This is a genomic window from Olleya sp. ITB9, assembly GCF_001315805.1.
In the GTDB taxonomy this organism is placed as follows: domain Bacteria; phylum Bacteroidota; class Bacteroidia; order Flavobacteriales; family Flavobacteriaceae; genus Olleya; species Olleya sediminilitoris.
Window position 1 is genome coordinate 41458 of record NZ_BCBW01000032.1, and the last position, 26591, is coordinate 68048.

24 protein-coding genes and 1 riboswitch are annotated in these 26591 nt (G+C 32.3%); of the genes, 3 read left to right on the top strand and 21 right to left on the bottom strand.

Features of this window, described 5'->3' with window-relative positions; all coding sequences use genetic code 11:
- Positions 1 to 55 precede the first annotated feature (55 nt).
- A complete protein-coding gene (gene gldA / locus ITB9_RS08825) occupies positions 56 to 949 on the top strand; it encodes a gliding motility-associated ABC transporter ATP-binding subunit GldA (RefSeq protein WP_054851930.1) in 894 nt (297 codons plus the stop codon).
- Between the two features lie 5 nt (positions 950 to 954).
- Positions 955 to 1116, top strand: coding sequence for a PH domain-containing protein (locus ITB9_RS15365; protein ID WP_082396142.1), 162 nt, complete (start codon positions 955 to 957; stop codon positions 1114 to 1116).
- 2 nt (positions 1117 to 1118) lie between these two features.
- On the opposite strand, the gene ITB9_RS08830 is transcribed toward ITB9_RS15365, so the two are convergent.
- The 21 genes from ITB9_RS08830 to ITB9_RS08930 form a co-directional block, all read right to left on the bottom strand.
- The gene (locus ITB9_RS08830; protein WP_054851931.1) at positions 1119 to 1862 is read right to left on the bottom strand and encodes a head GIN domain-containing protein; all 744 of its coding nucleotides are present in this window, start codon (positions 1860 to 1862) and stop codon (positions 1119 to 1121) included.
- A gap of 65 nt (positions 1863 to 1927) precedes the next feature.
- Complete coding sequence (locus ITB9_RS08835) at positions 1928 to 3019, bottom strand: acyloxyacyl hydrolase (protein WP_054851932.1); 1092 nt, start codon at positions 3017 to 3019, stop codon at positions 1928 to 1930.
- 57 nt (positions 3020 to 3076) lie between these two features.
- Positions 3077 to 3955: a cysteine synthase CysM gene (gene cysM / locus ITB9_RS08840; protein ID WP_054851933.1), complete on the bottom strand. Its 879-nt coding sequence runs from the start codon at positions 3953 to 3955 to the stop codon at positions 3077 to 3079.
- Positions 3952 to 4698 (bottom strand): serine O-acetyltransferase EpsC, encoded by a 747-nt coding sequence (gene epsC, locus ITB9_RS08845; protein WP_054851934.1) that lies wholly within the window; start codon positions 4696 to 4698, stop codon positions 3952 to 3954. Before epsC ends, cysM begins: the two co-directional genes overlap by 4 nt.
- An 84-nt stretch (positions 4699 to 4782) precedes the next feature.
- On the bottom strand, positions 4783 to 5832 hold the full coding sequence (locus tag ITB9_RS08850; RefSeq protein WP_054851935.1) for an NAD(P)/FAD-dependent oxidoreductase: 1050 nt from the start codon (positions 5830 to 5832) through the stop codon (positions 4783 to 4785).
- Position 5833: 1 nt separating this feature from the next.
- Positions 5834 to 6415 (bottom strand): bifunctional precorrin-2 dehydrogenase/sirohydrochlorin ferrochelatase, encoded by a 582-nt coding sequence (locus ITB9_RS08855; RefSeq protein ID WP_054851936.1) that lies wholly within the window; start codon positions 6413 to 6415, stop codon positions 5834 to 5836.
- Between the two features lie 5 nt (positions 6416 to 6420).
- Positions 6421 to 7200, bottom strand: a complete 780-nt coding sequence (gene cobA, locus ITB9_RS08860; RefSeq protein ID WP_054851937.1) for a uroporphyrinogen-III C-methyltransferase — start codon at positions 7198 to 7200, stop codon at positions 6421 to 6423.
- Between the two features lie 6 nt (positions 7201 to 7206).
- On the bottom strand, positions 7207 to 9300 hold the full coding sequence (locus ITB9_RS08865) for a HEPN domain-containing protein (protein WP_054851938.1): 2094 nt from the start codon (positions 9298 to 9300) through the stop codon (positions 7207 to 7209).
- A 79-nt stretch (positions 9301 to 9379) separates the two neighbouring features.
- Entirely contained in the window at positions 9380 to 10627 is a 1248-nt protein-coding gene (locus ITB9_RS08870; protein ID WP_054851939.1) for a sulfate adenylyltransferase subunit 1, read from the bottom strand.
- An 83-nt stretch (positions 10628 to 10710) separates the two neighbouring features.
- Positions 10711 to 11613, bottom strand: a complete 903-nt coding sequence (gene cysD, locus ITB9_RS08875; RefSeq protein ID WP_028289041.1) for a sulfate adenylyltransferase subunit CysD — start codon at positions 11611 to 11613, stop codon at positions 10711 to 10713.
- Between the two features lie 10 nt (positions 11614 to 11623).
- Positions 11624 to 12238, bottom strand: coding sequence for a phosphoadenosine phosphosulfate reductase family protein (locus tag ITB9_RS08880; protein WP_028289042.1), 615 nt, complete (start codon positions 12236 to 12238; stop codon positions 11624 to 11626).
- Entirely contained in the window at positions 12238 to 12525 is a 288-nt protein-coding gene (locus tag ITB9_RS08885) for a DUF2061 domain-containing protein (RefSeq protein ID WP_028289043.1), read from the bottom strand. The genes ITB9_RS08880 and ITB9_RS08885 overlap by 1 nt, the downstream gene beginning before the upstream one ends.
- A 115-nt stretch (positions 12526 to 12640) precedes the next feature.
- Complete coding sequence (locus ITB9_RS08890) at positions 12641 to 13051, bottom strand: Rrf2 family transcriptional regulator (protein ID WP_054851940.1); 411 nt, start codon at positions 13049 to 13051, stop codon at positions 12641 to 12643.
- A gap of 26 nt (positions 13052 to 13077) precedes the next feature.
- Positions 13078 to 14031: a methylenetetrahydrofolate reductase [NAD(P)H] gene (gene metF, locus ITB9_RS08895; RefSeq protein ID WP_054851941.1), complete on the bottom strand. Its 954-nt coding sequence runs from the start codon at positions 14029 to 14031 to the stop codon at positions 13078 to 13080.
- A 151-nt stretch (positions 14032 to 14182) separates the two neighbouring features.
- Complete coding sequence (metH, locus tag ITB9_RS08900; RefSeq protein ID WP_054851942.1) at positions 14183 to 16894, bottom strand: methionine synthase; 2712 nt, start codon at positions 16892 to 16894, stop codon at positions 14183 to 14185.
- Positions 16895 to 16972: 78 nt separating this feature from the next.
- Positions 16973 to 17974, bottom strand: coding sequence for a homocysteine S-methyltransferase family protein (locus tag ITB9_RS08905; RefSeq protein ID WP_054851943.1), 1002 nt, complete (start codon positions 17972 to 17974; stop codon positions 16973 to 16975).
- 50 nt (positions 17975 to 18024) lie between these two features.
- Positions 18025 to 18315 (bottom strand): rhodanese-like domain-containing protein, encoded by a 291-nt coding sequence (locus ITB9_RS08910; RefSeq protein WP_054851944.1) that lies wholly within the window; start codon positions 18313 to 18315, stop codon positions 18025 to 18027.
- A 15-nt stretch (positions 18316 to 18330) separates the two neighbouring features.
- Positions 18331 to 19500, bottom strand: a complete 1170-nt coding sequence (locus ITB9_RS08915) for a PLP-dependent aspartate aminotransferase family protein (protein ID WP_054851945.1) — start codon at positions 19498 to 19500, stop codon at positions 18331 to 18333.
- A gap of 2 nt (positions 19501 to 19502) precedes the next feature.
- Positions 19503 to 20507: an alpha/beta fold hydrolase gene (locus ITB9_RS08920; protein ID WP_054851946.1), complete on the bottom strand. Its 1005-nt coding sequence runs from the start codon at positions 20505 to 20507 to the stop codon at positions 19503 to 19505.
- 92 nt (positions 20508 to 20599) lie between these two features.
- Positions 20600 to 21892 (bottom strand): O-acetylhomoserine aminocarboxypropyltransferase/cysteine synthase family protein, encoded by a 1293-nt coding sequence (locus ITB9_RS08925; protein WP_054851947.1) that lies wholly within the window; start codon positions 21890 to 21892, stop codon positions 20600 to 20602.
- Between the two features lie 120 nt (positions 21893 to 22012).
- Positions 22013 to 22134, bottom strand: a riboswitch (SAM riboswitch).
- 226 nt (positions 22135 to 22360) lie between these two features.
- Entirely contained in the window at positions 22361 to 24940 is a 2580-nt protein-coding gene (locus ITB9_RS08930) for a phosphoenolpyruvate carboxylase (RefSeq protein ID WP_054851948.1), read from the bottom strand.
- Between the two features lie 350 nt (positions 24941 to 25290).
- On the opposite strand from ITB9_RS08930, the gene metK reads away from it, so the two are divergent.
- Positions 25291 to 26547 carry a methionine adenosyltransferase gene (gene metK, locus ITB9_RS08935; protein WP_054851949.1) on the top strand — a complete coding sequence of 419 codons (1257 nt, stop codon included), beginning with the start codon at positions 25291 to 25293 and terminating at the stop codon, positions 26545 to 26547.
- Positions 26548 to 26591 lie beyond the last annotated feature (44 nt).

The following is a 26591-nucleotide window of genomic DNA, read 5'->3' on the forward strand; positions in this document are numbered from 1 at the left end:
TAATAATCTATGGTATAATTTACAGAATGTCTATTTTTGAGTAAACATTACAAATATGTCGATTAAAGTTGAAAACATCTCTAAAGTTTATGGCACGCAAAAGGCTTTAAACAATATATCCTTTGAAGTAAACAGACCAGAAATAGTTGGTTTTTTAGGTCCAAATGGTGCTGGAAAATCTACAATGATGAAAATTTTAACGACCTATATTAATCCAACCGAAGGTAATGCCTTAGTAAATGGACATGATGTTTTGACAGATACTAAAAATGTTCAGCAAAGTGTTGGTTACTTACCAGAACACAATCCTTTATATTTAGACCAATATGTTAGAGAGTATTTAAACTTTAACGCTAACGTCTATAAGGTTTCAAAATCTAGGGTGGAGGAAGTTATCACTTTAACTGGATTAACACCTGAAGCGCATAAAACTATTGGACAATTATCTAAAGGTTATAGGCAACGTGTTGGACTAGCTAATGCTTTACTGCATAATCCTGAAGTTTTAATTTTAGACGAACCTACAACTGGACTTGACCCTAATCAATTAATTGACATTAGAAACTTGATTAAAAATTTAGGAAAAGATAAAACTGTGTTTTTATCAACACATATTATGCAAGAGGTTGAAGCTATGTGTGATCGTGTTATTATAATTAATAAAGGTGAAATTGTTGCTAACAAAAAACTTAGAGAGTTACGTGATGGTCAGGACCAAACAGTAATTGTCGAGTTTGATTATCGTGTTGAAGATGCTTTTTTACTACGATTACCAAATGCTAAAAGTGTTAAAAACACACATGATTTTATTTACGAAATCACGTTTTCGACAACTCAAGACATGAGAAGTCACGTTTTTGATTTTGCACACGATAACCAACTAAAAATATTGCAGTTAAATCAGAAAAACGCAAGTTTAGAAAGTTTATTTAGAGAATTAACTAGTTAATTTAAATATCTTGTAACTGGTACTGCTTAAAACCTGCTTTAGCAAAAAACGGCTTAATTATTAATTACAACTTTTACGATGCTGTATACATTGCTCCTACAGACAACAATGATATGGTCTTTGATTTATTAAAAGTAAACTCAGCAATAAGCGTCAAAGACTATTAGTTTTATTCAAAAATCACACGACCATCAAACTGTTCTGTAATATTTGTTGTAGGTGGTGTAGTTACAGCTATCACATCGCCTGTACTAACCAAATTAGCAGTTAAACTAAGCTGAGGATTAACTACAATATCATTACTCCCTCTGTGATAAATATTAACATTATTCGTGACTAAATAACGACCCTCAAAACGACCATTTCCAGACGCATGATTAATGTTTAAGTTTTCAGTATCACCAGAAATTTTGCATGTAGATAGATTATTAATCACGACTGCAATGTTTGTACTATTAACCTCTAAATTAAAATTACCTACATTATAAAAGTCTCCATTATAATCTTCTGACTTTAAAGTTAATTCAGGAAAATTTAAAACACCAATACTATGTACATCTAAGGTGCTACTATTTCTAATTTCGGTTACATTGGGTGTTGTAACGTAAATTTTAGTTATTCCATAATCACGTGTTAAATTACACGTATTATTGTCTTTTAAAATTAAACGACCATTCTCTACATAAATTTGGATATCACCAATAAGATTTTCACCAGTGTTTACAACAACTTTTTGTGTCATACCTTGCTCTATAAACAACTCGATATTTTGATATACAGTTATTTTTGAAAATACATCAACTTTAAACTCTTGTTGTATAATATCTCCTGTACTTTGAAAACAATCTGGTGCGTTTTCAGAGTTGCAACCAAATAGAACAATTGTTGTTAAAATAAATATTAGCTTCTTCATATAATTTCCGCGAAAGCGATATGTTTTAATTTAAAAAAATTCCGCGTCAAACGCGAAAAAACAAATTACAGGCGTATTCCTATCCCTAGTTCTACAGCTTCTGCTTTTGCTCCATGAGATTTTAAGGTCAATGCACCAAAGATTTTATCTCCAAAATAGCGTTTTAAACCTACGCGATTATAGACACTACCTTCAAAATCAAAAGGGTAATACACATAATAACCTAATTGTGTAATTAATGATGTTTTGTTTATAAACAATTCGTGACCTACAAATAAACCAACACGTTTATAATCTTCGTCTCCAGAGACATTATCTTCAGGAAAAGCTACTGATTTATACCTAATATGCGTTTTTAAAAAATTAGAAAAAAACACATCAGTCCCTAACTGAATGGCACTTTTATGGTTTAAACGCTTATCAGCATATGCTGAAATAACATAAAAAGCATATTGACCTGTATCTATAACATCACTCTCATTAACCCCTGTTCTGACTGCAATATTATATTTTACTTTTTCAGTAAACTTATTATCGACGTGTTTAATATACTCCGTTTGTGTTTCGTTATCTAAAATATAATTTACGCCTAAATTAAAAGTAATACTATTTATTGAACTATTAGGTGCTTTGACGTTAGCATTACTGTAATGTACTAAAGATAAACCTGTTTGCAATCCAAAATTATTAAAAACATTTTCTTTTTTGTAATTTAACATCAAATAAGTACTACTTAATAATGTTGTCCCAAACGCATTATTACGGTAATTATTTACTTTGTCATAAGGATTGGTATTATAGGCTAACCCTTGACCTATCCTAAACATTAAATTACGCTTAAAAAAGTAGAAATTATAATGTGCATAGACACCAAAATTATTACCTAAAGTTTCGTTTTTTAAATCTTGATAAATAAAAGAAGCTCCATAATCTGGATAATTAAACCTGCTTTCCCAAGCATTTTTTCCAAATGTTTTCTGGTTATAACTTAAAATAACTCCTGTTGGATGTCCTTTTATAAGATGAGATATATCTGAGTTATGTTCAGCAATATTTCCATAGAAAAAATTGGCTTCTAAGGTAAATGGATTTTTTTCTTGTTGTGCAGTAGCGAAAAAGACACAACATAAGAATAGGTAATTAAAATAAGACTTCATTAAACACTATTAGTTAGGATACAAAAGTACTTAAATTATACAACCCCATAATGTATATTAATCAAATAAAGCTGAAGACAAATAACGGTCACCTCTGTCACAAATAATTGCTACGACCACACCTTGATCTAAAGTATCTATTAATTTTAATGCTGTTGCTACAGAGCCACCACTACTCATTCCTGCAAGAATACCTTCTTCTTTTGCTAATTGTTTAGTCATAGCTATTGCTTCTTCTTGGCTAACTTCAATAACTTGATCTACTTTGGAAACATCAAAAATACTAGGTACATAATCTGGAGACCATTTACGGATTCCAGGTATTCTAGAGCCATCAGCTGGTTGTGCTCCAATAATTTGAATGTTTTTATTTTGTTCTTTTAAAAATGTAGAGGTTCCCATAATGGTACCTGTGGTTCCCATTGCAGATACAAAGTGAGTGACTTCTCCTTTTGTATCTCTCCAAATTTCTGGTCCAGTGGTTTTATAATGTGCTTTCCAGTTATCGTTATTTTCAAATTGATTTAATAACAAATAATCTTTTTCGTCTCTCATTTTAAAAGCAACATCTCTAGAGCCTTCAATACCACGATCAGAATCTGTTAAAACAACCTCTGCGCCATAAGCTCGCATTGTTTTGACACGCTCAATGGTTGAGTTTTCAGGCATTACTAAAGATATATTTATACCAAACAAGCTTGCCACATAAGCCAAAGCAATACCTGTATTACCACTTGTTGCTTCAACTAAATGTCCTCCTTTTTTGATGTCGCCTCGTTTTACAGCTTCAGCAATCATATTAAAAGCAGGTCTGTCCTTTACGCTTCCACCAGGATTATTACCTTCTAGTTTCAAAAATAACTTAACATTAGGTTTTGAAACTAAATTAGTTGCTTCTACTAAAGGTGTGTTTCCTATTTGTTTTAAAATACTCATTTACTATATTTATTGATAATTTTAATATCTGATTTGTAGGTAACTAAAGACTGTTCTGGAATAGATTTAGTTATCCAAACATTGGCTCCAATAACTGACCCTTCTCCAATAACTACATCTCCTCCTAATATCGTCGCATTAGCATAAATGGTAACGTTATCTTTTATTGTTGGATGTCTTTTGGTGTTTTCTAAAGCTTTTTCAACTTTAATTCCTCCTAGAGTTACACCTTGATAAATAATAACATTATTGTGTATAACAGCTGTTTCGCCAATAACAACCCCTGTTGCATGATCTATAAAAAATGAATCTCCAATAGTCGCTCCAGGATGAATATCTGTTCCTGTAACGCCATGAGCATATTCGGATATCATACGTGGTAACACTGGAATATCTAATTGCCATAAAATGTGACTTAATCTATACATTGCAATAGCATAAAAACCAGGATAAGCTAAATAGACTTCTCTAACACTTTTTGCTGCTGGATCGCTATTATAAGCAGCTTCTGCATCCAGTTGCAATTTTGATTTTAAAGCTTTAACTCCTGCTTTAAACTGTTCCCATTTGGTATTACAAACGCCACAATCTAATGCCTGAGACACGTAAAAAAATTGTTCTTTAATACTATTTAACAATTGGTCTTGAGCTTCGCTAGTTTCTAAAGCACAATAAAACAACTCTTTTGCTAAATCTTCAACCTTCTCTTTAAACCTAAATGGAATTTGCAACGTCTCCTGCATACTATAATGTTATTTGAAGCTATAAAGCTAATTCTATTTTTAAATTATCTTATACTTTTGTAACAGGAATTTAACAATAATCATTTAAACAATTGCCTTCACAACTGCTTTTGGTGATTCTTTACGTGTTCCATCAAACCCATCAATACCGCTTACTGTTGTATATTTTAAAACGAATTTTTTACCTGGATTTAAAATTTTATAAGCCGATTGACACATTAATGTTGCTTCATGAAAACCACATAAAATCAGTTTTAATTTACCTTCATAGGTATTAACATCACCTATCGCAAAAATACCAGGAATATTGGTTTGGTAATCTACAGTGTTAACTTTGATTGCATTTTTTTCGATCTCTAATCCCCAATTTCCTATTGGACCCAATTTAGGCGACAAACCAAAAAGAGGTATAAAATAATCTGTATCCAAAGTTGTCTCTATACCATCTTTAGTAACTGTTATTCCGTTTATATGATCTTCTCCATGTAACGCAGTAACCTCAGCTGGAGTAATTAAGTTTATTTTATTTAACAGCTTTAATTCTTGTACTTTCTCTACGGAATCTAATGCACCTCTAAATTCATTTCTTCTATGCACTAAAGTCACACTTGAAGCTACATCTGCTAGAAAAATTGACCAATCTAAAGCAGAATCTCCTCCTCCAGCAATAACCACTTTTTTATCTCTGTAAATTTCAGGATCTTTAATAAAGTAATTAACACCTTTATCTTCGTATTTTTCTATATTTTCCAACTTTGGTTTTCTAGGCTCAAAACTACCTAAACCTCCTGCAATAGCAACAATTGGCGCATGGTGTTGCGTCCCTTTATTGGTGGTTACAATAAAACTCCCGTCGTCTTGTTTTTCTATAGTTTGGGCACGTTCACCTAAAGTAAAACCAGGTTCAAATTGCTTACCTTGTTCTAGTAAATTACCAGTTAAATCTCCAGCTAATATTTCTGGAAAACCAGGAATATCGTAAATAGGTTTTTTAGGATACAACTCAGAACATTGACCACCAGGTTGTGGTAATGCATCAATTAAATGGCACTTTAATTTTAACAATCCAGCTTCAAAAACTGTAAATAAACCCGTTGGTCCTGCTCCAATTATTAATATATCTGTTTTAATCATTTTATTTTATTTTTTCTACTAAGCCTTTAGTAAATTCATTTAAAGTTTCAACTTTTTGCTCAAAATCTCCTTTTATAGTTTTTCTATATTCATTAAGATTTTTAACCATATCGTCTATGTTTTCTGGTATGACATCTTCAAAAAACTGACGTAAACGTTTTGCTGTAGTTGGTGATTTTCCGTTAGTAGAAATTGCTACTTTCACATTTCCTTTGGTTACAATTCCTCCCATATAAAAATCACAATAAGGTGGATTATCTGCTACATTTACTAATTTACTTTGTGCACGACATGCATTGTAAACTTCCACATTAACCTCTGGACTATCTGTGGTTGCTACAACCATATGCTTGCCTTCTAAATAAGTATCGTTATACGTATCTATTATTCTTGTTACATTTCCGGTTTCGGCTATTTTAATAGTATCTTCCCTAAACATTGGAGAAACCATAGTCACATTTGCATCTGGACTTGACTTAAGCAAAAAAGTTAATTTTTCTTCTGCCACAAATCCACCACCAACTATTAAAACCTGTAAGTTTTTCACTTTTAAAAATACAGGATATAAATTATTTCTTTCCATAGTTTTTATGCTGAAATACGTTGTAACACTTTATTAGTTTGATTTGCTTTTTCATACATTGAAGTTAAATCTACACGTTGGTTTACTACTTCTCCAATAATTATAATTGCTGGTGAAGACAGTTGTTTCTCTTTAACTATAGCTTCAATAGAACTGATTGTACCAATACCAACTTTTTCGTCTTTACGCGTTCCGTTTTGAATGATTGCAATAGGTGTTTCTGCTTTACCTTCCGAAGAAAAAATGGAAACAATTTCTGAAAGTTTTCCCATTCCCATTAAAATAACAACTGTTGCAGTTGACTGTGCTGCTAACGTGATATCTTTTGAAATTTCGTGCGATTTTGTAGTGCCTGTAATGACCCAAAAACTTTGAGATGCATTACGTTTTGTTAACGGAATACCTTGGTAAGCTGGTACTGCTGCAGATGAGGAAATACCAGGAACCACAGCAACTTCAATTGCATATTCTTTAGCATACTCTAGCTCTTCTGCTCCACGACCAAAAATAAATGGATCGCCTCCTTTTAATCTTACCACATGATTACCTCTTAAAGCACGCACCACAATTAACTCGTTAATTTGATTTTGTTGGTAAGCGTAACATCCTTTGCGTTTACCAACAAAAATAAGCTCTGCTTTTTTTGATGCATATTGCAACAACTCCTTATTTACTAAAGCATCGTACATAATTACATCTGCAGATGCTATTGCTTTAATAGCTTTTAAGGTTATTAAATCTGGATCTCCTGGACCTGCGCCAACGACTGTTAATTTTGGTGTCATAATGATTTAATTTTTAACAACTAATTGCGATTCTCGATACTGTTTTACAACCTGTAAAAAGGTTTTTGCCGATTGTAAATAGTTTATTGCAAACTCTTTAGTTGGTGGAAATACTTTTATTTGATAGATTAAATCTGAAAAGGTGTTTCCTAATTCTACTTTATTTGTGCTAACAAACAGCTCGTCAAACTGACTAATAATACTTGCTTGTGTATTGGTTTTTACATTTTCTGAAAGTAAAATGGCTTTTGCTGCGTTGACCATAGAACGGTAAGTTTCATAGATTGCTCCAGAATATACTTTGTTGTTTAGGGCTTCTTCTGCTTCTTCAATTTTCTCGTCACATTCTAAAAACAAGGTGGCAATTAAATCGATAACAACTCCTGCACATTCTCCTACTCCAATTGCTTTTACATAAGCTTCTTCGGTTCCCCAATCAATAAAATCTTCTTGTGTTAAGTTTTCAACATCAGACAAATCTGTTAGTAATTGATAAAAGTACTTTTCACCTTTTTCTTTGTAGTAATCCACAAATAGCTTTCCGTTGGCATTGGCTTCAAAATCGTTTAAAATTCTTCTTAACGCTTCAGGACCTCTTCTACTTGGTACTTTTACAACTTTATCTGCGAAATAGGCATTTCCATCTCCAAGATTTCCTCCACCTAATAAAACCTGTAATGCTGGAGCAACCAATTTATCTTTGGTACGAATAGACATGCCTTGAAAACCAATATTTGCCATATTGTGTTGTCCACAAGCATTCATACAACCACTAATTTTTATTACTAAATCGTTATTAGATAAATATTGTGGATACTCTGCTTTTATAACACGTTCCAACTCTTCCGCAATTCCTGTACTACTAGCAATCCCAAGATTACAAGTATCTGTTCCTGGACAAGCTGTAATATCTACTGCTTTGTTATAACCAGCTTCTGCAAAACCTAGTTTTTTTAATTCTTGATAGAAAAACGGAATTAAATCTGCTTTTACAAATGGAATTAATATGTTTTGTCTTAAACTTAAACGTATTTCTCCTGCTGCATATTTCTCTACTAAATCTGCTAACAATCTAGCTTTATCTGTGTAAAAATCGCCTAATAACACTTTAATACCTATAGCAAAATAATCTTCTTGCTTCTGCGGAATTATATTAGTGGCTTTCCATAAGTTGAAGGCTTCGGTATCTTTAATATCAACTATTGGAGCTTCGACTGAAACGGGAGTTGAAGTTTGATATGTGGCTTCATTTATAGCAACAGATTTAAATTCTATTGCGTTTTGTTCTTCTTCAACTAAAGTTTTAAAAGCTTCTAAACCAATATCTTTTATTAAGAATTTAAGCCTTGCTTTTGCACGACTCTTTCGTTCTCCATAACGATCAAACACTCTTAAAACACCTTCCATTAAAGGAATTATTTTATCTGAAGCTAAGAAAGTATAAAACAAATCTGCATGTCTTGGTTGCGATCCTAAACCACCACCAAGCATAACTTTAAAACCTTTTATACCATTTTCTATTTTAGCTATAAATCCTAAATCGTGCATGTATGATAGTCCTGTATCTTCATCTGTACCAGAAAAAGATACTTTAAACTTACGTCCCATTTCTTGACAAATTGGGTTACGTAAAAAGAATTTAAAAACCGCATCTGCATAAGGAGAAACATCAAAAGGCTCGTTAATATCAATACCAGCAGTTTCGCTTGCTGTAACGTTTCGTACAGCGTTTCCACAAGCTTCTCTTAAGGTTACATTATCACGTTCTAGTTCTGCCCAAAGTTGTGGTGTACGCTTTAAATCTACATAATGAATTTGAATATCTTGACGCGTTGTTATGTGCAATCTGCTTCTAGAATACTCATCTGAAACCTCAGCAATACGAAGTAATTGATTACTTAACACTTTACCATAAGGTAGCTTGATACGTATCATTTGTACACCTTCTTGACGCTGACCGTAAACACCACGTGCTAAACGCAAACTTCTAAATTTTTCTTCGTCAATTTTTCCGTTATTAAATAGCTCAATCTTATTAGCTAATTCAATAATATCCTTTTGTACTAAAGGGTTTTCTATTTCGGTTCTAAAACTTTGCATTATTTTATATATAATTCCTATGGATTTGGTAGGGTAATTAAAAATGAAATATTAGGCCATAAGATTTATTCAATAAAAACTATTGAATAAATCCTGCGCCTACAGTATTATTTGATTTTGAATCTATGATAATAAAAGAGCCATTAGTTCTATGGTCTTTAAAAGCATCGTAAAAAACTGGTTTATTAAGCTTAAAGGTAACAGATGCAATATCATTCATACCCAAAGCACTCACAGAATCATCAATTCCAGAATAATCTGGATTTATTTTGTGATTAATGGCATTTACTTTAGCTAAAACTTTATTAACACCATGTTGTATTACATATTTATTTCCTGCAGTTAGATTTTGAGAGTCCATCCAAGAAATAGTTGCAGTAAACTGTTTATCTACAACCGGTAAATCATTAGACTTTACAATCATGTCTCCACGACTTATATTTACATCATCCTCTAAAGTAATTAATACAGAAGATCGTCTTGAAGCTGTCTCTACTTTTTGATTGTAAAAATGTATCTCTTTAATTTTTGACTTAGTTTGTGATGGTAAAATAACGACATCGTCACCTACACTTAATTCGCCTCCATATACTTTACCTGCATAACCTCTAAAATCATGAAATTCTTCAGTTTTAGGTCGAATAACATATTGCACTGGGAATCTTGGAGTACCAGCATTAAATACATCCTTTTGATTAATATTTTCTAGATGTTCTAATAATGTTTCTCCTGTATACCAAGGTGTATTATCTGATTTATTAACAACATTATCTCCTTTTAAAGCACTTACTGGTATAAATGTAATGTTCTGATCTTGATAGTCACGTTTGCTCATCAAAACTTCAAATTCAGATTTTATCTCATTGTATCTCTCTTCAGAAAAATCAACTAAATCCATCTTATTAATAGCAACGATAACAGTCTTAATTCTTAATAAATTATTGATAAAAAAATGACGATTAGTCTGTTCTATTACTCCTTTACGTGCATCTATTAAAACTATTGCGGCTTGAGACGTTGAGGCTCCTGTTACCATGTTTCTTGTATATTCAACATGACCAGGAGTATCAGCAATGATATAACTTTTGTTTGCTGTAGAAAAATAAATATGCGCAACATCTATAGTAATTCCTTGTTCTCTTTCTGCTACTAAACCATCCGTAGCTAAAGAAAAATCTAAATAATCATAACCAAGTTGTTTACTCTTTTTTTCTATAGCTTCTAACTTATCTGAAGTCAAAGATTTTGTATCATACAATAATCTACCAATTAAAGTACTTTTACCGTCGTCTACACTACCTGCTGTTGCTATTTTTAATACGTCCATTTTATATATTACCTTCTTAACTTGAAGGAACTTTTATTTAATTTGTAATGTTTTCCGTTTATCTAGGAAATAAAAATAATATTCTAAAAATACCCTTGTTGCTTACGTTTTTCCATTGCGGCTTCAGAACGTTTATCGTCTATTCGCGCACCTCGCTCTGAAATTGAGGAATCTCTAATTTCTTGAACAACACTTGATATATCTGCTGCTTCAGACAAAACTGCTGCTGTACAACTCATATCTCCAACGGTTCTAAAACGAACTATTCTTTCTATCACTTCTTCGTCTTCATCTCTATAAACAACATCATCATCTGCAGACCAAATTAATCCATCTCGTAAAAAAGTAGCTCTTGTGTGTGCGAAATAAATTGAAGGGATTTCAATTTTTTCTTTTTCTATATATGACCAAACATCTAATTCTGTCCAATTGGAAATAGGAAATACACGTACATTTTGCCCTAATTCAATTTGTCCGTTTAACATATCGAACAATTCTGGTCTTTGATTTTTTTCATCCCATTGTCCAAAATCATCTCGTACAGAAAAAATACGCTCCTTAGCTCTTGCTTTTTCTTCATCACGACGAGCTCCACCAATACAAGCATCAAATTTAAACTCTTCAATAGCATCTAAAAGTGTTGTTGTTTGCAATTGGTTACGGCTTGCATAACGTCCAGATTCTTCTTTAACTTTTCCTTCATCAATAGAATCTTGAACATTTCTAACAATTAATTCTAAACCTAATTCTTTCACTAAGCGATCTCTAAACTCTATAGTTTCAGGAAAATTATGACCTGTATCTATGTGCATTAGCGGAAAAGGGATTTTAGCAGGGAAAAATGCTTTTTGAGCCAATCTTACTAAGGTAATTGAGTCTTTTCCTCCTGAAAAAAGAAGCACTGGTTTTTCAAACTGTGCTGCAACTTCTCTCATAATGTAAATGGCTTCGTTTTCTAACGGATTTATATTTGAAGTATCTTTCATTTATATCTTTTTAAGCATGTAAACCACACTCTCTATTTTCTAATTGTTTTGTTGGGTCAAAGTATTTAAATTCGTTTGGCAAATTATTTTCTTCTAAATAACCATCTAAATCTTTGTCGGTCCAATTATAAAAAGGACTAATTTTTACGACTCCATTTTTATCTTGCGAAACAATGTTTATACTATCCCTAAAAGCTGTTTGACCTTTACGTAAATTAGTAAACCAAACATCTGGTTTATGCTCATTCATTGCACGCTTGAAAGGTTCTAACTTTACTTGCTCTGTAAAGATTTTATGCTTTGGATCATCTATATTAGGTATTCCTAAAACTACATCACGATGTGCGCTAGTTTGTTTTGGAACGTATAATTTTATGTTAAGATTTAATTTTTCAATTACATCTTCTGCATGTTTATAAGTGTTTGGTGTATTATAACCTGTATCACACCAGATAACTTTAATATCGCTTTTGACACTACTGGTAAGTTTCAAAATAGCAGCTTCATAAGGTCTAAAGTTTGTTGTCACAACAGGTGATTTTGCAACACTAATTGCCCATTCAACTATTTGCTGTGGTGTTTTTGTACTTAACTCCTTATTTATTTTATCAATATCTAAATTCATTATTTTCCCCATTTTATTTTATTCCAAGCTCTTTCATGAAAAAAATACAACACCATTTTTGAAACTAACTCAATACCTCCTATTGAAATAGCCATTTTTAAAGTTCCTGTAATTAAGTAAGAAATTAAAACTGTGTCTAAAGTTCCAATTATTCTCCAGCTAATTGTTTTAAGTAGACTTCGTTTAATTTTCTCTTGGGCTGTATCCACCTCTTCTATTCCTTTAATTTCAGAAGTTCTGTAAGCTTCTTTTCTTAAATTATTTTTATGTAAAACATCAATTATCATTATCGTAAATTTTAATTCCTATCGGAATACTAGGGTAATAGTGCAAACCTATGTAATTAATCCTTATAAATCAAGGCTTTTAATTAAAAAATAAAAAGCGTTTTATAAAAATTTGTTAATTGCAAAGATCCTCTAAAGAGGTATTTCTAAAAATTTGCAATGTATTATCTCTTACCTTAAGCATCAGTTTATTAACAGCGCAAATACTTTCATCTGGGCAATCGTCGCATTTTTCGTAAAAATTTAAACTTACGCAAGGCACCATTGCTATTGGACCTTCCAGCACACGCATAACCTCTGTCATTGCAATATCTTTAGGCTCCTTAAGTAAATAATAACCACCATTTTTACCTTTTTTGGATCCCAAAAAACCTTGCTTACGAAGCGATAATAAAATGCTTTCTAAAAACTTTAAAGAAATATTTTCACTTTCAGAAATAGTCGCAATTCTAACAGGAGTTCTGGTCTCCTGTTTAGCTAAATAGGTTAGCGCTTTGATTCCGTATTTTGTTTTCTTAGATAACATGTTACAAAAGTAAGCGTTTTTTATTATTAAAAAACAGCTTCAGCAATAGCTTTTACATTATCACTTTTTCCCATAGAATAATAATGTAAAACAGGTACACCAGCAGCTTGTAATTCTTTAGATTGCTGGATTGCCCACTCAATTCCTACTTGCCTAACCTGTTTATTAGTTTGACATTGCTCTATATTGGTAATTAAATCTTGAGGCAAATCAATCTTAAAAACTTGAGGTAATAATTGTAAATGTTTTTTTATGGCAATAGGTTTTATACCAGGAATAATAGGCACATCTATTCCTACTTTTTTTGCAGCATCAACAAACTCGAAATACTTTTTATTATCAAAAAACATTTGCGTTACCACATAATCTGCACCAGCATCTACTTTTTCCTTTAATCGTTTTAAATCAGTATGTAGCGATGGAGCCTCTATATGTTTTTCCGGATAACCAGCAACACCAATACAAAAATTAGATGTATCATCAACCTCAACAACATCGTGCAAATAGGTACCACAATTTAAATTTTGAATCTGACTTACTAATTGCGATGCATATTGATGACCACCATCACAAGCTTCAAAATATTTTTGATGACTCATCGCATCACCACGTAAAGCCATCACATTATTAATGCCCAAATAATGGCAATCTACCAACAAATACTCGGTTTCCTCCTTGCTAAAACCACCACATAACACATGCGGAACCGTATCTACATCATACTTATGCTTAATAGCAGCACAAATACCAACCGTTCCTGGTCGCATTCTGGTAATTTTTCTGTCTAAAAGACCTTGTTTTTCAATATAAATATACTCTTCTCTAGAAGTGGTTACATCAATAAAAGGTGGATTAAACTCCATTAAAGGATCTATATTATCATACAAATCCTGAATACTTTTTCCTTTTTTAGGCGGAATAATTTCAAACGAAAACAATGTTTTTCCATTTGCATTTTTTATATGTTCTGTTACTTTCATGTATTACCTAAAATTATATCTCTGTTATTTTTGGCGTTACCACAAGGGGCACGCTTTCCGCTATATCTTTTTACTTGTTCTCGATACAATACTCCTTTCGTCGTATTACTCCAACTGACGTAAAAAGGATGCCACATCAATCCCTAACGCACTAATCTGCCAAATTTGGGTTTAGCCATTTGGTAGCTTCTGCTACGCTAATATTTTTTCGTTTTGAATAATCCAACAATTGATCTTCCTTAATTTTTCCTAAGCCAAAATACTTAGCCTCAGGATTACCAAAATAATAACCACTTACACTTGCTGCAGGCCACATAGCAAGACTTTCGGTAAGTTTTACACCAATATTTTCTTCCACGTTTAATAGCTTCCAAATGGTTTGTTTTTCTAAATGATCAGGACAAGCAGGATAACCAGGAGCTGGTCGGATTCCGTTATAATTTTCCTTAATTAATTCTTGGTTAGTTAAGCTTTCATCTTGTGCATAAGCCCAATGTTTTGTTCTTACTTCTTTGTGTAAATATTCTGCAAAAGCTTCGGCTAATCTATCTGCTAATGCTTTAATCATAATCGAATTATAATCGTCGTTATCAGCCTCAAACTGCTCTGCTAATTCTGCTGTACCAAAACCAGTAGACACGCAAAAAGCACCAATATAATCTTGTATTCCTGTTTCTTTTGGAGCAATAAAATCTGCTAACGCATGGTTAGGCACACCTTCTCTTTTCTTTAATTGTTGACGTAAGGTTAGGAAAGTTAGTTGGTCCTCATGATTATGAGATACTGAAACAAGTTCAGCATGACGTCCTTTGAGAGCAACCTCAATATCATCATCATTTATAGTATTAGCAGGAAATAGTCCAAAGATGGCTTTTGCTTTTAATAGCTTTTCGTCAAAAATTCTTTTTAATAATTCTTGAGCGTCAATAAACAAATCTGTTGCTTGAGTACCAACCACGCTATCGGTTAAAATATCTGGATATTTACCATGCAAATCCCAACTTCTAAAAAATGGAGACCAATCTATAAACGACTCTAATTTTGTAATATCAAAATCTTCGATTATTTGAATCCCTAATTGTTTTGGCTTTACAATTTTAGAGGTTTGCCAATCTATTTTATATTTTCTATTTCTAGCCTCTTCAATGCTTATGTATTCTTTTTGTTTGGTTCTATTTAAAAACTTTTCTCTAAATACATCGTATTCTTCTCTAATTTGCTCCTTATAAACAACATTATTTTTATTTAATAATTCACCAACAACTGTTACAGCTCTTGATGCATCATTAATATGTACCACAGCATCTTTATAATGAGGTGCAATTTTAACCGACGTGTGTGCTTTTGATGTTGTTGCTCCTCCAATTATTAAAGGAATATCAAGGTTTTGTTTTTCCATTTCTTTGGACACGTAAACCATCTCGTCTAATGAAGGTGTAATTAAACCACTTAAGCCAATAATATCAACCTGTTCTTTTATAGCAGTTTCAATAATTTTTTCTGGTGGAACCATAACACCTAAATCTATAATCTGGTAATTATTACAACCTAAAACTACACTCACAATATTTTTACCAATATCATGGACATCTCCTTTTACCGTAGCCATTAAAATTTTACCAGCAAAGGCTTGTTTTCCATCTTTTTCAGCCTCAATAAATGGTTGTAAATAAGCTACAGCTTTTTTCATGACTCTAGCCGATTTTACTACTTGTGGCAAAAACATTTTTCCGCTTCCAAACAAATCTCCAACTACACTCATCCCAATCATTAAATGACCTTCAATAACTTCAATTGGTCTTTTAGCAATTAATCTTGCTTCCTCAACATCATCAATAATAAACGTATCAATTCCTTTTACTAAAGCATGTGTAATCCTATTTTGTAATAGATCGTTTCTCCATTCCTGAACAATTTCTGAACTTTCTTTTTTATTACCTTTTACGGTTTCGGCAAATTCCAATAAACGCTCTGTTGCGTCATCATGCCTATCAAACAAAACGTCTTCAACACATTGTAGCAACTCTTTATCAATTTCGTCATAAATCTCAAGCATTGTTGGATTTACAATACCTAAATTCATTCCGTTTTTTATGGCATGATATAAAAAAGAAGAATGCATAGCCTCACGCACAGTATTGTTTCCTCTAAAAGAAAATGAGACATTACTTACACCACCAGACACATTAGCAAATGGTAAATTTTGTCTTATCCACTTTGTAGCATTAAAAAAGTCTAATGCATTTTTACGATGTTCTTCCATTCCTGTTGCAACAGGAAAAATATTTGGATCAAAAATGATGTCTTGTGGAGGGAAACCCACTGTGTTTACTAATATATCATAAGAGCGCTTACAAATTTCTATTCTACGCTCATAATTGTCTGCTTGACCGTCTTCATCAAAAGCCATAACAATGACTGCTGCTCCATAACGTTTTACCAGTTTAGCTTGATGTATAAAATTAGTTTCACCTTCTTTTAAACTTATAGAATTTACAACCGATTTACCTTGCACTACTTTTAAACCTGCTTCTATAATTTCCCATTTAGAGCTATCTATCATTATAGGAATTCTAGAAATGTCGGGTTCTGAAGCAATGAGGTTTAAAAAGGTGGTCATTGCATGCACACCATCTAACATCCCTTCGTCCATGTTGACATCTAAGATTTGTGCACCACCTTCTACTTGGTCTCTAGCAACATCTAAAGCTTCGTTATATTTTTCTTCTTTTATTAAACGTAAAAACTTACGAGAACCTGTAACATTTGTACGCTCTCCTACGTTTACAAAATTACTTTCTGGCGTTACAATTAAGGGTTCTAAACCAGATAATGTTAAATATTTATTGGTGTTTTTTTTCATGCTTGATTTCCGCGAAAGCGATCTTTTACTAGTTTTTTAAAACTATTTTATCATTTCGAATAATCTGAGATTTAATTATTAAACAGAAACAACTGTTTGTCTTGGCTTATACTTTTTTGCAACCTCAGCAATTGCTTTAATGTGTTCTGGATTTGTACCACAACAACCTCCAATGATATTAATTAAGCCGTCTTTTAAATAAGCTTCTATTAAAACTTGCATTTGCTTAGGTGTTTGATCATATTCTCCAAAAGCATTTGGCAATCCAGCATTTGGATGTGCAGACGTCGCAAAATTGGTTTGATTAGACAAACGCTTTAAATATGGCTGTAACTGCTCTGCTCCCAATGCACAATTAAAGCCAACACTTAACAAAGGAACATGAGAGATTGAAGCCAAAAAAGCTTCTACAGTTTGACCTGACAATGTACGACCAGATGCATCTGTTATTGTACCAGATACCATAATTGGAATGTCTATATTTTGTTCTTCTTTTACTTCTTCAATTGCAAATAATGCTGCTTTTGCATTTAGTGTATCAAAAATAGTTTCGACTAACAATAAGTCTACTCCTCCATCTATTAAAGCTTCCACTTGTTGCTTATAAGCTATGCGTAACTCATCAAAAGTCACAGCTCTAAATTCTGGCCTGTTAACATCTGGACTAAGGCTTGCAGTACGATTAGTTGGCCCAATGCTTCCTGCTACAAAACGTGGCTTTTCAGGATTTGCATTAGTAAATTCTGTTGCAACATATTTAGCTATTTTAGCTGATTCAAAATTAAGTTCGTAAACCAAGTCTTCCATATTGTAGTCTGCCATAGCGATGGTTGTCCCTGAAAATGTATTGGTTTCGACTATATCTGCTCCAGCTTCAAAATACTTGCGATGCACGTCTGCAATTGCATTGGGCTGTGTTAATGATAGTAAATCGTTGTTTCCTTTTAAAGAAGATGGATACTCTTTAAAACGGTCGCCTCTAAAATCTTCTTCTGTAAAATTATAGCGTTGTAGCATGGTACCCATTGCTCCATCAAGTACTAAAATTCGTTTTTGTATTTCGTTATAAATATTTGCCATATTTAATTTTTTGCTTTTTTTACTTAGAAAATTTTAATGTTTTAGTTTTTTTAAATGTAAGCGTCTACGTTTAGCCAAGGACCACCATTGATTGCATCAATACCTTTGTCCTTTAATATATCTTTAGCACGTTCGCTTCTTGCTCCACTTCTACAACATGTAATTATAGGTTTATCAAGTGCTTTTACTTGTGCAATTTCATCTTCTAAATCGTCTAAAACAATATGCAAAGCGTCTTTAACGTGGCCTTCATCAAATTCTGCATCAGTTCTGACATCTAGTACAACAGCACCTTTATCTAGGTACTCTTGAATGTGCTTAAATTCTGGATTACTACTCATAATTTCTATTTTATTTTAAAAAGTCAATGCTTGTTTTAAATCGTTAATAATGTCTTCTGGATGCTCTAATCCAACCGAAATACGTACCAAACCACCTGTGATTCCGGTTTGTAATCTTTCTTCTTCTGTTAATTTTGCATGTGTTGTGGATGCTGGATGCGTTACAATGGTACGCGTATCACCAAGGTTAGCAGAAAGCGATAATAGTTTTATACTATTTAAAAATTGTCGTCCAGCAGCGACACCTCCTTTAACCTCAAAAGCAACAATGCTTCCTCCTGCTTTCATTTGTTTTTTAGCCAAATGGTATTGTGAGTGTGATTTTAAAAAAGGATATTTTACAAGATTGACTTTATCGTGATTTTCTAAAAAGGTTGCTACTTTTAGAGCGTTATCACAATGTTTATCTAATCTTACTGCAAGGGTTTCTAAACTTTTTGACAATACCCAAGCGTTAAAAGGCGACAAAGAAGGTCCTGTATTACGAGAAAATAAATAGATTTTTTTTATTAAATCTGCATTACCGACTGTAATACCACCTAGTACACGACCTTGACCATCTATTAATTTTGTAGCAGAATGTATGACTAAATCTGCTCCAAATTTTATGGGTTGTTGTAAATAAGGCGTAGCAAAACAATTATCAATAATTAATATAATGTTGTGTTTTTTGGCAATGCTTCCTATGGCTTCCAAATCCAAAATATCTATTGCTGGATTGGTTGGACTTTCAGCATAAATAACTTTTGTATTGGGTTGAATTAAACTTTCTATTAATTCAATTTCATCTATCTTAAAATAATTAGTCGAAATATTCCATTTTGGCAATATGTTTTTAAACATGGTTTGTGTGGACCCAAAAACACTTCTGCAAGACAAAATATGGTCTCCTGAATTTAATAATGCTGCTAAAGTTGAAAACACTGCAGACATACCTGAAGCAAAAGCGTATCCACTTTCAGCGCTTTCCATTTTACAGATTTTATCTATAAACTCTGAGGTATTAGGATTGGAATACCGACTGTAAATATTACGATTCTTCTCGTCTGCAAAAGAAGCACGCATATCTTCAGCGTCTTCAAACACATAACTTGATGTTAAGTATAAGGGTGTTGAATGCTCTAAAAATTGAGAACGCTCTGTTTGTGTACGAATAGCTTGAGTTTCGAAGTTATTACTGCTCATTATTAAATTGCTTTTTTTAATACTGTATTATACTTCTTCTTTACCTCAAAAATTGGATTTAATAATTTTGATAGCTGATCAAATTCAATTAGAAAGGCATCATGACCATGTATTGATTTTATTTCGCCAATAGTCACTTCTTTTTTAACTGATTTTAGATCCAAATAGGTTTCCCAGTTTTCGTCTGCTTTAAAAAACAAATCACTATTAATCGTTATAATATGTATGTGACCTTTAATAGCTGAAGCTACTTCTTTAAAGGATAATCGACCTCTAGTTATATCAATAGTTTTAAGGATTTGATTCATTAATTTATAAGCTGGTAGATGAAAACGCTTGTCTAAATTTTGACCATGATAATTCAGCCAACTTTCGACTTTAAAAACCGAATTTTCTGTTTGATCACGATCAAATTTTTTAGTTAAAGACTCTGGTGTACGATACAATGTCATAGCATGCATCCTAGCATCTTCAAGAGGTTTAATGGAGTTATTTAAAATAGCCTCTTGAATGTGACAATTAGCTATTAACCAGTCGGTAACTTTCCAGTCTGTAGCTATTGGTATTAAATGCTTTGCTAAATTAGGTTGTAAAATAGCCAACTCCCAAGCTATTCCTCCTCCAACAGAACCACCAATAATTGAAAACAACTCAGTTATCTCTAATTGCTTTAAGCCTTCAGCAAATAATTGTGCAATATTACGAGCAGTAAATCCTTTGTAATCGTGTATTAAATGTTCTTGTTTATTATCAAACCCATTACCTGGAATATTAAATGCCAAAATAGTATAGTGAGAAGTATCAATACATTTGTTTTCGCCTATTAAATCGTTCCACCAACCGTTTTCTCCAACTACATTAGAATTACCTGTTAACGCATGATTAACCAAGACAATTGGAGCCGAATGTAAAGGTTGGCCGAATAATTGGTAAGACAAATTAATATCAAAAGTCTGTCCATTATTATTTACAAACCCAGGAATACTTATGTATTTTAAGTTTTTCATTGTGAGATATTTGAAATAAGTTTCACCCTTTAAAATGGCAAATAAAAAGCGTGAAACTATTTCGGTATTAAATAACTAAAATTATAGGGTAATTAGGCTAAAACAGATTTTTTGACTTTAGTAAAAGCTGCTTTTAAATCGGCTTTTAAATCGTCTATATTTTCTATTCCAACAGATAATCTAATTAAGTCTTTGGTAACACCTGTTGCTTCTTGAGCTGCATTATCTAATTGCTGGTGTGTTGTGCTTGCAGGATGTATAATTAAAGATTTAGTATCTCCAATATTAGCTAACAAAGAGAATAACTTGGTTGTATCAGCTATTTTTTTAGCCGATTCAAAACCACCTTCTACTCCAAATGTGACCACTCCACTTTGTCCTTTTGGTAAATACTTTTTTGCTAAAGCATTATATTTACTAGTTTGTAATCCTGGATAATTTACCCAAGTCACTTCTGGTTGTTCTTGTAACCACTTGGCTAATATTAAAGCATTTTGTGAATGCTTTAGAATACGTAATTCTAATGTTTCTAATCCTTGAATAATTTGAAAAGCATTAAAGGGACTTAATGCTCCACCATAATCACGCAGACCTTCTATTCTTATTTTTGCAATAAAAGCTGCTGGGCCAATAGCTTCGCTATACACTAAACCATGATAACCTGCAGAAGGCTCTGTAAATTCTGGAAATTTACCGTTAGTCCAGTCAAAAGTTCCTGCATCAACAATAATACCTCCTAAAGATGTTCCGTTACCTGTAATATACTTTGTAAGCGAATGGATAACTATATTTGCACCATATTTAATTGGATTTAATAAATAAGGTGTTGCTACTGTATTATCAACGATTAATGGTACTTTGTGTGCTTTTGCATGTTGTGCTATTGCTTCTATATCTAATACATCTAACTTAGGATTACCTAAAGACTCGACAAAAACAGCTCTAGTGTTTTCTTGAGCAGCTTTACTAAAATTTTCAGGGTCTGAAGGATCTACAAAAGTAGTAGTAATACCATGCCTTGGTAAAGTTACACTTAACAAATTATAAGTACCACCATACAAACTACTGGATGCTACAATGTGATCTCCTGCTTTTAATAACGTTAATAAAGTTGTTGAAATTGCTGCAGTACCAGAGGCTGTTGCGACTGCTGCAATACCACCTTCTAAAGCTGCAATACGCTGCTCTAAAACATCATTAGTTGGATTATTTAATCTTGTGTAAATAAATCCAGGAACAGATAAATTAAATCGTCCTGCTGCATCGTCTGAATTATCAAACACATAAGATGATGTCTGGTAAATAGGCACTGCTCTTGTACCTCCTGTTTGTGTGGTGTCGTGTCCTGCGTGTAATGCTTGTGTAGCAAATTTTTGTGTACTCATTTTTCTAATTTTTTCGAGTTAAACTAAATTAATTCAAAAGTCAAATAAGCTTCATTGGAAGCGTACCTAATAGAAAAATGTTAAAAAGAAATTACTAATTACAAATGAGTAATTAGATTTTAGTTATCTATCCAATAGTTGATTAATGAATCATCTATTAAGTAGAATGTAGCACCTTCTTAGTAAGTCTAAGGGTTGCTAAGGTTTCAACGAGTCTATCTCTCCACCTTTCTTGATAACATTTCAGTAAGTGTTTGAACTTTGTGAATACAAATATTGCAAAATTTATTTTTTACAACCAAACAAAACGGAATAATATTCTAAAAAATTAACTTATTTTTATATTTTAAGAAAACAATTCTATTAAATTGAATTTTTAAAGAAAAATAATCTTAAAACAAGTATAGCAAGCTTGAATACATCAAACTTGCTATACACCCTTAGTAAAATAATAATTTCACCTAAAATTTAAGCCGAATTACGACTCGCATTTATATTTCCAAATAACGATCTTGTTACTAGTTTTTCATATACAGCAATTAAGTCTGCATCCTTTTCTTCTGCTTTTTCTAATTCTTGAATTTGTTTTAAAGCAAATTGTTGAATAGTCAATAATGGAAGCACAATGGACTCTCTAACTTTAATTGATGCTTTACCTGATGGCTCTTCCTCCATCAGTTCAGTATAGCCTGTAAGTTTTAAAATCAATCGTTTTGTTGTTAAATATTCTGTATGTATAACGTTCCAAAACTCTCCATACTCAGGATCTTCACTCATATATTTAGTCAAATCAAAAAACGATTTTGATAATGACATCATACTATTTTCTATTAAAGTTCTGAAAAAACTAGACGTTTTAAATAAACGTTGTGCTTTTTCAAACTCGCCTGCATCTTCATAATGTTTTAAAGCTGTACCAACACCAAAAAAACCAGGAACATTCTGTTTTAATTGACTCCAAGATCCTACAAAAGGAATAGCTCTTAAATCGTCAAACACTAAACCTTCAGACTTACCACGTTTAGATGGTCTACTCCCAATATTAGTCTTTGCGTAGTACTTAAGCGTACTCATATGCTCTAAATACGAAATAAATTTAGGATGATTTTTAAAGTCTACATACGTTTGGTAACTCAGTTTTGCTAAGTTATCCATAACGACTCTGTTTTCTGGAATCATACTTAAATCTGCATCACTTAAACTATTATAAATACCAGAACTTATTAATTGCTCTAAGTTATATTGTGAGGAATCTAATGTTCCAAAATTAGAGCTAATCGTCTGACCTTGAATAGTTAACTGCACTTCTTTATCCTCTATGGTTGGACCTAGTGAAGCGTAAAAATTATGCGTTTTACCTCCTCCTCTTGCTGGTGGTCCACCACGACCATCAAAAAATATTACGGTTACATCATATTTTCTAGAAATTGCTGTTAAGCGTTCTTTAGCTTTATATATAGCCCAATTTGCCATTAAGTAACCACCATCTTTAGTACCATCACTAAAACCTAACATGATAGTTTGCTTATTTCCTCTGGCTTTTAAATGCTTTGCGTAAGCAGGATTAGTATATAACTCTTCCATAACAAGATGTGCATTCTCTAGATCTGTTATAGTTTCAAATAATGGTCCAACGTCTATTGTTAATTCGTCATGAAAAGCAACAAGTTTTAACATTGCAAATAACTGCATGACATTTAATGTCGTTTGATTATTACTTATTATGTATCGGTTGGCTGCTTGTTCTCCATTAGTTTCTTGAATAGTTTTAATAGCTTTAATGGTATTTAAAGCTTTTAATGTGTTTTCATCTTTAATTAAAGACAAATCAACTTTTCCTTTAACTTCAGATAAGATTTTCACTTGTTCTGTTTCTGATAAATCATGGTAATTATTAGGGATATCCTTACTACCATTAGCTATCATAACATCAACCATATCTGTAAATACTTTATGATGTGCACGACTATCTTGACGAATGTCTAAACTTGAAAAATGAAACCCAAATAAATGTAATTTATTAAGTAGACTAGTAATCTCAGTAACATATAAAGATTGATGTTGATCAATTACAACCTCTCTAATATCTTTTAATTCTGAAACAAAAGCTTCTAAAGTTAAACTAGACTCTTCATGAAGTACTTTTTTGTATAACTCTGTTTCTATTTTAGAAATTCGGCTTTCAATACCTTGAAAAGTTAACTTTCGTTTTAACTTACGTATATCTTTATAATAGTTTTTAATAATGGTTTCGTGTAACCTTTTAGCAACTTTAACTGTAATTTCTGGAGTAACAAACGGGTTACCATCTCTGTCTCCTCCAGGCCAAAAGCCAACATTAATTATATTGTTATCTATAGGTTGTCCATCAAATATATTTTGCTGGATGTAATCATAAATTTTTCCGAAAGATTCATAAAACACATTTTCTAGATACCAAATTAAACTTACAGCTTCATCGTAAGGTGTTGGTTTTTCATGTTTAAAAAATGGTGTTTTACCTAATTGAGCTAACAAATCATTAATACGTAATAAATCGTTTTGTTTAACAGCTTCGGTTAGATCTGTTATAATACCCAAAACAGTTCCAGGATAAAACTGAGTAGGATGCGCAGTTAACACAATTCGCACTTTAAATTCTTCTAAATACTCACGTAATTTGTCCAATTTACCATCTGCAGTAGCGCTTTCTTTTAAACTTCGTAGTGTACCAATACCATCCATATTATTAACTACAGGAAAAGCTGCATCTTCAATTGCATCAAATAACACAACTTGACGCTCTATATATTGAATAAAACGAAACAATAAATCGATCTTACTTTTGTCTGATCGTCTTGCTTGGTATTTCTTAAAAAAAGTATCTACAATTACAGTTGGATTATCTCCATTTTCAAATCCAGTTTTACAGGTTTCATGAAACAACGGAAGTAACACACCTGTTTTTGTAATAGTATCAAAAGGAAGTGTCATAAAAATACCATTGTAAATCTGATATTTAGAGAGTACATTTTGATTGAAACGTGTTAATTTAGGTTGTAAAGACATAGCTTTTATTTAGTTTGTTATTGCTTATAAAGTTAATCAACAATCGTTTACTATTAATATTTTAGGCAAGAATTTACGAATTATCCTACTAAATCGTTTTCTTAATAAGAATTGTATAATTTAAAAGCTTAAAACTGATTTTTACTAAATGCTTAATAGTACATAAAAACACCTATTAACTATTTTTAACTTTATGTGTCTTTAAAAACTACTTTATTTTCTTACTTTTGCATCTCAATAAATTAGAGGACGGATTTGACTGATTGCAACCTCATTAAAAAATGCTAAAGGCAGTGTAAACTTCCTTGGACGCTTTCGTCAAATCTATATATACATTTTAAAAAACAAATATGGCGTATTTATTTACATCAGAAAGTGTGTCTGAAGGACACCCAGACAAAGTAGCAGATCAAATTAGTGATGCTTTAATAGACAACTTTTTAGCTTTTGATAAAGATAGTAAAGTAGCTTGCGAGACGTTAGTTACAACAGGTCAAGTGGTACTTGCTGGAGAAGTTAAATCTAACACTTACCTTGACGTACAAAAAATTGCAAGAGACACAATTAACAAAATAGGTTATACCAAAAGCGAATACATGTTTGATGGTAACTCTTGTGGTGTTTTTAGTGCTATACATGAACAATCAGACGATATTAATCGTGGTGTTGATCGTGCTAGCAAAGAAGAACAAGGTGCAGGTGACCAAGGTATGATGTTTGGTTATGCAACACGCGAGACAGAAAACTATATGCCTTTAGCTTTAGATTTATCTCATAAAATTTTAATTGAATTAGCAGAGTTACGTCGCGAAAACAAAGACATTACTTACCTAAGACCTGATTCTAAAAGTCAAGTTACTATTGAATATAGTGATGACAATACACCACAACGTATTGACGCTATAGTCGTATCAACACAACATGATGATTTTGATGCAGAAGATGACGCTATGTTATCAAAAATCAGAAAAGACATTGTTGAGATTTTAATACCTAGAGTAATTGCTAAATTACCGGAAGCAACACAAGCTTTATTTAATGATGACATTAAATATCACATCAATCCAACAGGAAAATTTGTAATTGGTGGACCACATGGTGATACAGGATTAACTGGTCGTAAGATTATTGTTGATACTTATGGAGGAAAAGGTGCACATGGTGGTGGAGCATTTTCTGGAAAAGACCCTAGTAAAGTTGACAGAAGTGCAGCTTATGCAACAAGGCATATTGCTAAAAATTTAGTAGCTGCTGGTGTTTGTGATGAAGTTTTAGTACAAGTATCTTATGCAATTGGTGTTGTTGAACCAATGGGAATTTTTGTTGACACTTACGGAACTTGCGCTTTTAATATGACTGATGGTGAAATTGCTGAAAAAATATCTAAGATATTTGACATGCGTCCATCTGCTATTGAAGATCGTTTAAAATTACGTAATCCTATGTACAGCGAAACTGCTGCTTATGGACACATGGGAAGACAAAGTGAAACTGTATCTAAAACTTTTTCAAGACCAAATGGTGGAGACATTACTGTTGATGTCGAATTATTTACTTGGGAAAAACTTGACTACGTTGATAAAGTAAAAGCTGAATTTGGATTATAATATCCAATCAATATATTAATAAAAAAAATATATGTATCTATTCT

Excerpts from the sequence above, each read along its gene's own strand:
- ITB9_RS08890 (WP_054851940.1), bottom strand. The coding sequence starts at position 13,051 with ATGTTATCTAAGAAAACAAAATACGGAATCAAAGCGCTAACCTATTTA.
- ITB9_RS08850 (WP_054851935.1), bottom strand. The coding sequence starts at position 5,832 with ATGATTAAAACAGATATATTAATAATTGGAGCAGGACCAACGGGTTTA.
- cysD (WP_028289041.1), bottom strand. The coding sequence starts at position 11,613 with ATGAAAGATACTTCAAATATAAATCCGTTAGAAAACGAAGCCATTTAC.
- ITB9_RS08870 (WP_054851939.1), bottom strand. The coding sequence starts at position 10,627 with ATGGACGTATTAAAAATAGCAACAGCAGGTAGTGTAGACGACGGTAAA.
- metF (WP_054851941.1), bottom strand. The coding sequence starts at position 14,031 with ATGAAAGTAACAGAACATATAAAAAATGCAAATGGAAAAACATTGTTT.
- ITB9_RS08925 (WP_054851947.1), bottom strand. The coding sequence starts at position 21,892 with ATGAGTACACAAAAATTTGCTACACAAGCATTACACGCAGGACACGAC.
- epsC (WP_054851934.1), bottom strand. The coding sequence starts at position 4,698 with ATGCAGGAGACGTTGCAAATTCCATTTAGGTTTAAAGAGAAGGTTGAA.
- ITB9_RS08885 (WP_028289043.1), bottom strand. The coding sequence starts at position 12,525 with ATGATAATTGATGTTTTACATAAAAATAATTTAAGAAAAGAAGCTTAC.
- ITB9_RS08880 (WP_028289042.1), bottom strand. The coding sequence starts at position 12,238 with ATGAATTTAGATATTGATAAAATAAATAAGGAGTTAAGTACAAAAACA.
- ITB9_RS08830 (WP_054851931.1), bottom strand. The coding sequence starts at position 1,862 with ATGAAGAAGCTAATATTTATTTTAACAACAATTGTTCTATTTGGTTGC.
- ITB9_RS08910 (WP_054851944.1), bottom strand. The coding sequence starts at position 18,315 with ATGAGTAGTAATCCAGAATTTAAGCACATTCAAGAGTACCTAGATAAA.
- metH (WP_054851942.1), bottom strand. The coding sequence starts at position 16,894 with ATGAAAAAAAACACCAATAAATATTTAACATTATCTGGTTTAGAACCC.
- ITB9_RS08930 (WP_054851948.1), bottom strand. The coding sequence starts at position 24,940 with ATGTCTTTACAACCTAAATTAACACGTTTCAATCAAAATGTACTCTCT.
- cobA (WP_054851937.1), bottom strand. The coding sequence starts at position 7,200 with ATGACACCAAAATTAACAGTCGTTGGCGCAGGTCCAGGAGATCCAGAT.
- metK (WP_054851949.1), top strand. The coding sequence starts at position 25,291 with ATGGCGTATTTATTTACATCAGAAAGTGTGTCTGAAGGACACCCAGAC.
- gldA (WP_054851930.1), top strand. The coding sequence starts at position 56 with ATGTCGATTAAAGTTGAAAACATCTCTAAAGTTTATGGCACGCAAAAG.
- ITB9_RS08855 (WP_054851936.1), bottom strand. The coding sequence starts at position 6,415 with ATGGAAAGAAATAATTTATATCCTGTATTTTTAAAAGTGAAAAACTTA.
- cysM (WP_054851933.1), bottom strand. The coding sequence starts at position 3,955 with ATGAGTATTTTAAAACAAATAGGAAACACACCTTTAGTAGAAGCAACT.
- ITB9_RS08865 (WP_054851938.1), bottom strand. The coding sequence starts at position 9,300 with ATGCAAAGTTTTAGAACCGAAATAGAAAACCCTTTAGTACAAAAGGAT.
- ITB9_RS08915 (WP_054851945.1), bottom strand. The coding sequence starts at position 19,500 with ATGAGCAGTAATAACTTCGAAACTCAAGCTATTCGTACACAAACAGAG.
- ITB9_RS08905 (WP_054851943.1), bottom strand. The coding sequence starts at position 17,974 with ATGGCAAATATTTATAACGAAATACAAAAACGAATTTTAGTACTTGAT.
- ITB9_RS08835 (WP_054851932.1), bottom strand. The coding sequence starts at position 3,019 with ATGAAGTCTTATTTTAATTACCTATTCTTATGTTGTGTCTTTTTCGCT.
- ITB9_RS08920 (WP_054851946.1), bottom strand. The coding sequence starts at position 20,507 with ATGAAAAACTTAAAATACATAAGTATTCCTGGGTTTGTAAATAATAAT.